At 65.3% G+C, this 6,495-nt stretch carries 7 protein-coding genes; 6 read left to right on the forward strand and 1 reads right to left on the reverse strand.

Going from position 1 to position 6,495, the window contains the following annotated elements; translation table 11 throughout:
• Positions 1-186 (reverse strand): translation initiation factor IF-1 (infA, locus tag VNW74_RS19295; RefSeq protein ID WP_324438538.1); only part of this gene is annotated, 186 nt, incomplete at its 3' end.
• Positions 187-434: 248 nt separating this feature from the next.
• On the opposite strand from infA, the gene VNW74_RS19300 reads away from it, so the two are divergent.
• The 6 genes from VNW74_RS19300 to VNW74_RS19325 all read left to right on the forward strand — a co-directional run.
• The gene (locus tag VNW74_RS19300; protein ID WP_325679702.1) at positions 435-2,102 is read left to right on the forward strand and encodes an FAD-dependent oxidoreductase; all 1,668 of its coding nucleotides are present in this window, start codon (positions 435-437) and stop codon (positions 2,100-2,102) included.
• On the forward strand, positions 2,099-3,604 hold the full coding sequence (locus tag VNW74_RS19305) for an ATP-binding protein (RefSeq protein ID WP_325679704.1): 1,506 nt from the start codon (positions 2,099-2,101) through the stop codon (positions 3,602-3,604). Before VNW74_RS19300 ends, VNW74_RS19305 begins: the two co-directional genes overlap by 4 nt.
• Before the next feature lie 28 nt (positions 3,605-3,632).
• On the forward strand, positions 3,633-4,481 hold the full coding sequence (locus VNW74_RS19310) for an LLM class F420-dependent oxidoreductase (protein ID WP_325679706.1): 849 nt from the start codon (positions 3,633-3,635) through the stop codon (positions 4,479-4,481).
• Positions 4,482-4,512: 31 nt separating this feature from the next.
• A complete protein-coding gene (locus VNW74_RS19315; RefSeq protein ID WP_325679708.1) occupies positions 4,513-5,379 on the forward strand; it encodes an LLM class F420-dependent oxidoreductase in 867 nt (288 codons plus the stop codon).
• A gap of 13 nt (positions 5,380-5,392) precedes the next feature.
• Positions 5,393-5,740, forward strand: coding sequence for a hypothetical protein (locus tag VNW74_RS19320; protein WP_325679710.1), 348 nt, complete (start codon positions 5,393-5,395; stop codon positions 5,738-5,740).
• A 37-nt stretch (positions 5,741-5,777) separates the two neighbouring features.
• Positions 5,778-6,495, forward strand: a 718-nt coding sequence (locus VNW74_RS19325; protein ID WP_325679712.1) for a dTDP-glucose 4,6-dehydratase, incomplete at its 3' end; no start/stop codon positions are given.

A 6,495-nucleotide genomic window follows, 5' to 3' on the forward strand; every position in this document is an offset into this window, starting at 1 on the left:
GTCGTAGGGAGACAACTCCACCACCACCCGGTCCTCGGGCAGGATGCGGATGTAGTGCTGCCGCATCTTGCCGCTGATGTGGGCAAGCACCTTGTGGCCGTTCTCCAGCTCAATGCGGAACATCGCATTGGGCAGGGGCTCCACCACGCGGCCCTCAACCTCGATGGCGCCGTCCTTCTTGGCCATAACTTTCCAGAAATCCTCGTCTTTGGTTTCGTTGCTTCTCCGGCCGGATCGGCGCAGCATTGACTGGCTTTGCAACGTGAGCCGGTGACAGGAAATTCCTAGGACTGGGCACGCAAGAAACCAGCGCGATGACGCACCGTTGCTCCACGATACCCGCTAATTCCGGCTGACCAAAATCGCTCTGAGCGGAATCGGACCGGCGGACCTGACCCCACACACCAGCCCTGACAAGCGCATACTTAACGCCGATGACAAGTCCCGATCCCCACACCCGTAAACCCGTGATCTTGACCGTCGATGACGATCCCGCGGTATCCCGGGCGGTTGCCAGGGACCTGCGCCGCCACTACGGCGAGGACCACCGGATTGTGCGGGCGGAATCGGGCCCGGATGCGTTGGAAACCCTCAAACAGCTCAAACTGCGCGGTGACACCGTCGCGACGCTCGTCGCCGACTACCGGATGCCGCAGATGACCGGTATCGAATTCCTCGAACAGGCAATGGACCTGTATCCGTCGGCGCGACGGGTACTGCTCACCGCCTATGCCGACACCCACGCCGCTATCGACGCAATCAACGTCGTCGACCTCGATCATTACCTGCTCAAGCCGTGGGATCCGCCCGAGGAAAAGCTCTACCCCGTCATCGACGCCCTGCTCGACGCCTGGAAGCTGGCGCCGGAGCACCCCATCCCGCACACCAAGGTGATCGGGCACCGCTGGTCGGCGCGGTCGTGGCAAGTGCGCGATTTCTTGGCGCGCAACGGGCTTTACTACAACTGGTTCATGGCCGACGAGCCCGACGGCGAACAGCTGCTGCGGGCCGCCGGCGAGGACGGCCTGCGACTACCGATCGTCGTCACCGAACGCGGTGACACCCTCATCGAACCCACCGACGCCGAACTGGCCGACACGTTGGGCCTCACCACCACGCCATCGCAGGAGTTCTACGACCTGATCGTGGTCGGCGGCGGACCCGCAGGCCTGGCCGCCGCCGTCTACGGCGCCTCCGAGGGGCTGCGCACGGTGCTCATCGAACGCACCGCGACCGGCGGTCAGGCCGGCCAGAGCTCGCGGATCGAGAACTACCTGGGCTTCCCGGACGGGGTGTCCGGCGGCCAGTTGGCCGATCGGGCGCGCAGGCAGGCGGAGAAGTTCGGCGCCGAACTGATCACCGCCCGCGCGGCCACCGCCCTGGAGGTCAACGGGCCCAAGCGCACCATCCGCTTCGCCGACGGCGGCTCCATCGACGCGCACGCGGTCATCCTGGCCACCGGCGTCACCTACCGCCAGCTGGCGGCAACCGGCTGCGAAGAGTTGACCGGCCGCGGCATCCACTACGGGGCCGCCATCTCCGTCGCGTCGGATTGCGCGGACGAAGAGGTCTACGTGGTCGGCGGGGCCAATTCGGCCGGCCAGGCCGCGATGTATCTGTCCCGCCAGGCGAAATCGGTGACGATCGTCGTGCGTGGCCCGTCGTTGGAGGCGTCGATGTCGTACTACCTGATCCAGCAGATCGAGCAGAACCCCAAGATCACCGTGCGCACCTGCACCGAAGTTCATTGCGCAACCGGAGACGATCACCTGGAGAAGCTGACCCTCGTCGACAATCGGACCGGCGGTACCGAGGACGTCAGCTGCGGCCGGATGTTCATCTTCATCGGCGCCGCACCGCGCACCGACTGGCTGGACGGGGTAGTCGCCCGCGACGACCACGGCTTCATCCTCACCGGTCCGAGCCTGCGCAACGTCTGCGGATGGACGCTGGACCGGCCGCCGCACCATCTGGAGACCAGCGTGCCTGGCGTATTCGTGGCCGGCGATGTGCGCGCCGAGTCCGCCAAACGGGTCGCCGCCGCGGTGGGAGAAGGATCGATGGCCGTGATGTTGGTTCACCGTTACTTGGCGGAGTCATGACCGCACCCCCCTGCGACGCCGACGAGCTGCGCACCCTGTTCTTGTTCGAGGCGCTCTCCGACGAGCAGCTCGAGACGCTGTGCGTCAACGGGCATATTGAGGAATGCCAGCCGGGACCGATCATCGTTGAGGGTGAGCCGGCGACCTGTTTCTACGTTCTGATCGAGGGCGAGCTGGCGATGTCGAAGCTCTCCGGCGGCCAGGCCATCGAGACGAACCGGACATCACAGCGCGGCGTCTATTGCGGTGCCTGGCGGGCGTTCACCGGCGGGAAGCAAAAGCTCTACGACGCGTCGGTGCACGTGACCAAGCCGTCGCGGTTCTTCGTCATGGACGCCCCGGTGTTCGCCACGTTCATGAAGGACCAATTTCCGATGGCGGTCCACCTGCTCGACGGGATCGCCGTGGGCACCGACCGGACCCGCAGGATCATCGACAACCGGGAGAAGCTGCTGGCGCTGGGTCGGTTGTCGGCCGGGCTGACCCATCAGCTGAACAATCCCGCCGCGGCCATCGCACGGGCCGCCGACGAGCTGCGCGGCCGAATCGCCCGCATGCGGGGGAAACTGGTGATGCTCGCCGACGGCACGGTCAGCGCTGAAACGCTGAACGCACTGGTGCGGCTGCAGGAGGCGGTCGCCGAGCAGGTCGCCAAATCGGCGTCGCAGCACCTGACCGCGCTCGAATCCGCCGACCGCGAGGACGCCGTCGGCGAGTGGCTGGAGGGCCACGACATCGACGGCGGGTGGGACATCGCGCCGACACTCGTCGAAGGTGGCGTCGACACCGACTGGCTGGAACGGATTGCCGCAACCGCCGAGGAATTGGATGCTTCGGCCTCGTTGGAGGAGGCGGTCCGCTGGATCAGCTACACCATCGAAAGCGAACTTCTGATGAATCAGATTTCGGAAGCGAGCAAGCGGATTTCGGCGTTGGTCGCCGACGCCAAGCAATATTCCCGGATGGACCGGGCCCTGTTCGACGTGGCCAATGTGCACGAACTGCTGCGCAGCACGCTGGTGATGTTCGCCGACCGATTCAGCAAAGAAAACGGCAAGAATGCCGGGGCGATCACGGTGGTCAAGGAATTCGACCAATCGCTGCCCGAAATCCCTTGCTTTCCAGGCGATCTCAACCAGGTCTGGACCAACATTATCGACAACGCGCTGGCAGCGATGCGCGAGAAGGGCGGCACACTGACCGTCCGCACCGGTAGGGAAGGCGAGAAGCTGGCGCGCATCGAGATCTGCGACACCGGGCCCGGTATCCCCGCTGAGGCGCGCGAGCACATCTTCGAGCCGTTCTTCACCACCAAACCGGTCGGCGAGGGCACCGGCCTCGGGCTGGATTTGGCGTGGAACATCGTCGTGAAGAAACATCGCGGGGATTTGCGCGTGGAGTCTGCGCCGGGCAATACCCGCTTCATCGTGTTGCTGCCCCTGGAAAAACCGCGCGTCGAGGATTTGGCGGATCCCGACCTGGATGCAGAACTGACGGAATAGCGGCATCGCGGCACAGGTTGGAGACACCATGACTGATGCAGCGAATAAACCCAATCTTGGTCGGTTCGGATCGTTCGGCCGCGGCGTCACCCCGCAGCAGGCCAAAGACATCGAAGCGCTGGGCTACGGGGCTGTCTGGGTAGGCGGCTCACCACCGGCCGAGCTGGAATGGGTGGAGCCCATCCTCAAAGCCACCACCACGCTGCAGGTGGCCACCGGCATCGTCAACATCTGGTCAGCAGCGGCCAAGCCGGTCGCCGAGTCTTTTCACCGCATCGACAAGGCCTACCCCGGCCGCTTCCTGCTGGGTATCGGCGTGGGGCATCCCGAAGCGGTCACCGAATACCGCAAGCCCTACGACGCGCTGGTCGAGTATCTCGACCAACTCGACGACTACGGCGTGCCCGCCAACCGTCGGGTGGTTGCCGCGCTGGGTCCGCGGGTGCTGAAGCTTTCGGCGCAGCGCAGCGCGGGAGCGCATCCCTACCTGACCACGCCGGAGCACACCGCGCAGGCCCGCGAACTCATCGGCCGGTCGGCCTTCCTGGCACCCGAGCACAAGGTGGTACTGACCACCGATGCGGAAAAGGCTCGCTCGGTCGGCCGTAAGGCACTCGACATTTATTTCAACCTGGCCAATTACCGCAACAGCTGGAAACGGCTGGGGTTCTCCGAGGACGAAGTCAATCGGCCCGGCAGTGACCGCCTCGTCGATGCCGTAGTCGCCTACGGCACAACCGACGCGATCGCCGCGCGCCTGAACGAACACCTCGACGCGGGCGCCGACCACGTGGCCGTCCAGGTCCTGACGAAGGGTGAGAACCTGGTTTCGGCGCTGGCCGAACTGGCGGGGCCGCTTGGACTGAATCAGTCGTGAAAGGCTTCGTGAAAGACACAGGGGGACCTAGATGACCGAGGCGGTATCACTGAAACCTGACCTGGGCCGGTACGGCGTATGGCTGGGTTTCCGTTCGATCGAACCCGGGCTGGCCGCGCAAATCGAATCGCTCGGTTACGGCGCCGCCTGGATCGGTGGATCGCCGGATGCCGAACTGGACTGGGTGGATCCGGCTCTGGCGCAGACCAATTCGCTGCAACTGGCCACCGGGATCGTCAACATCTGGTCCGCGCCGGCGCCCGTGGTCGCCCAGTCGTATAAACGCATCGAAAGCGCCCATCCGGGAAGGTTTTTGCTGGGCATCGGCGTAGGCCACCGCGAGCACACCGAGGAGTACGTCAAGCCCTACGACGCGCTGGTCGGCTACCTCGACGAGCTCGACTCCGACATGGTGCCGACCAGTCGTCGCGTGCTCGCCGCACTGGGCCCCAAGGTGCTGAAACTGGCCGCCGAGCGCAGCGCCGGCGCGCATCCGTATCTGACCACGCCGCAACACACGGCCAAAGCGCGCGAAGAGATGGGCAACTCGGTGTTCTTGGCGCCGGAGCACAAGGTGGTGCTGACCACCGACGCCGACGAGGCGCGCAGGATCGGCCGCGAGGCCGTCAAGCTCTACCTGGGCCTGAGCAACTACGTGAACAACTGGCTGCGGCTCGGGTTCAGCGAAGACGACGTGCGCAAGCCCGGCAGCGACCGGCTGGTCGACGCGGTGGTGGCCTACGGCAGCCCGGAAGCCATCGTGCAGCGGCTCAACGAGCACCTGGAGGCCGGCGCCGATCACGTGGCGATCCAAGTCCTCGGCGGCTGGACCCCGGAGACACTTCTGCCGGTGCTGAGCGAATTGGCCGGGCCGCTGGGGCTGACGCCCACCAGCTGATCAGGCCGACCAGGTGGTCACGCGGGGCGTCGCACGCATCGCTTGCGTCGTCTGCGCGGTGGGCGCGCTATGGCTAGCCTTCTCGACTTACAGCACCGTGGTCTTGGCCGGCTTTCCCGACGGACACGTCACCGACTACGACAAAGCGGCTGATGCGCCGCTACGGGTTTTCAGCTACGTGGAGGCGGGATTCGGTCTGCTATTCCTGGCGCTCGCTTTTTCGCCGATCAAGGCCCGACGGCGTGCCGTCGGGCTGCTCGTGTGCCTGATCGCATTGGTCCTTGTCGCAGTGGTCGCACAGGTCGGCGTCCCGTGGTATTTCGGCACCCATCGCGGTCTCGATAACGGAATTGGCGGCTAGCCCGGGGCCGGCGAAGTCGCCGGGCTAAGGTCTGTCCATGCGGCTGCTGGTGACCGGCGGCGCCGGCTTCATCGGCGCCAACTTCGTGCACACCACCGTGCGCGATCATCCGAACGACGCCGTGACCGTGCTCGACGCCATGACGTATGCCGGGAGTCGCGAATCGCTGGCGCCGGTCGAAAACGACATCAGGCTGGTGCAGGGTGATGTCACCGATGCCGAGTTGGTTTCGCGGTTGGTGGCCGAGTCGGATGCGGTGGTGCATTTCGCGGCCGAAACCCATGTGGATAACTCGCTGGCCGATCCGGCGTCGTTTGTGCACGCCAACGTGATCGGGACGTTCACCATTCTGGAGGCGGTACGCCGGCACGGGGTGCGGCTGCATCACGTTTCCACCGATGAGGTGTACGGCGATCTGGCGCTCGACGATCCGCAACGGTTCACCGAGTCCACGCCTTATAACCCGTCGAGTCCCTATTCGTCGACCAAGGCCGCCTCCGACATGCTGGTGCGGGGTTGGGTACGTTCCTACGGCGTGCGTGCGACGATCTCGAACTGCTCCAACAACTATGGGCCTTATCAGCACGTGGAGAAGTTCATTCCCCGCCAGATCACCAACGTGCTGACCGGGCGGCGGCCGAAGCTGTACGGCGAGGGCGCCAACGTGCGCGATTGGATTCACGTCGGTGACCACAACGACGCGGTCCGGCGCATCCTCGACGGCGGCCAGGCCGGGCGGACCTATCTGATCGGCG

It is taken from the genome of Mycobacterium sp., from assembly GCF_035570115.1.
Lineage (GTDB): Bacteria > Actinomycetota > Actinomycetes > Mycobacteriales > Mycobacteriaceae > Mycobacterium.

Excerpts from the sequence above, each read along its gene's own strand:
- VNW74_RS19315 (WP_325679708.1), top strand. The coding sequence starts at position 4,513 with ATGACCGAGGCGGTATCACTGAAACCTGACCTGGGCCGGTACGGCGTA.
- VNW74_RS19300 (WP_325679702.1), top strand. The coding sequence starts at position 435 with ATGACAAGTCCCGATCCCCACACCCGTAAACCCGTGATCTTGACCGTC.
- VNW74_RS19305 (WP_325679704.1), top strand. The coding sequence starts at position 2,099 with ATGACCGCACCCCCCTGCGACGCCGACGAGCTGCGCACCCTGTTCTTG.
- VNW74_RS19310 (WP_325679706.1), top strand. The coding sequence starts at position 3,633 with ATGACTGATGCAGCGAATAAACCCAATCTTGGTCGGTTCGGATCGTTC.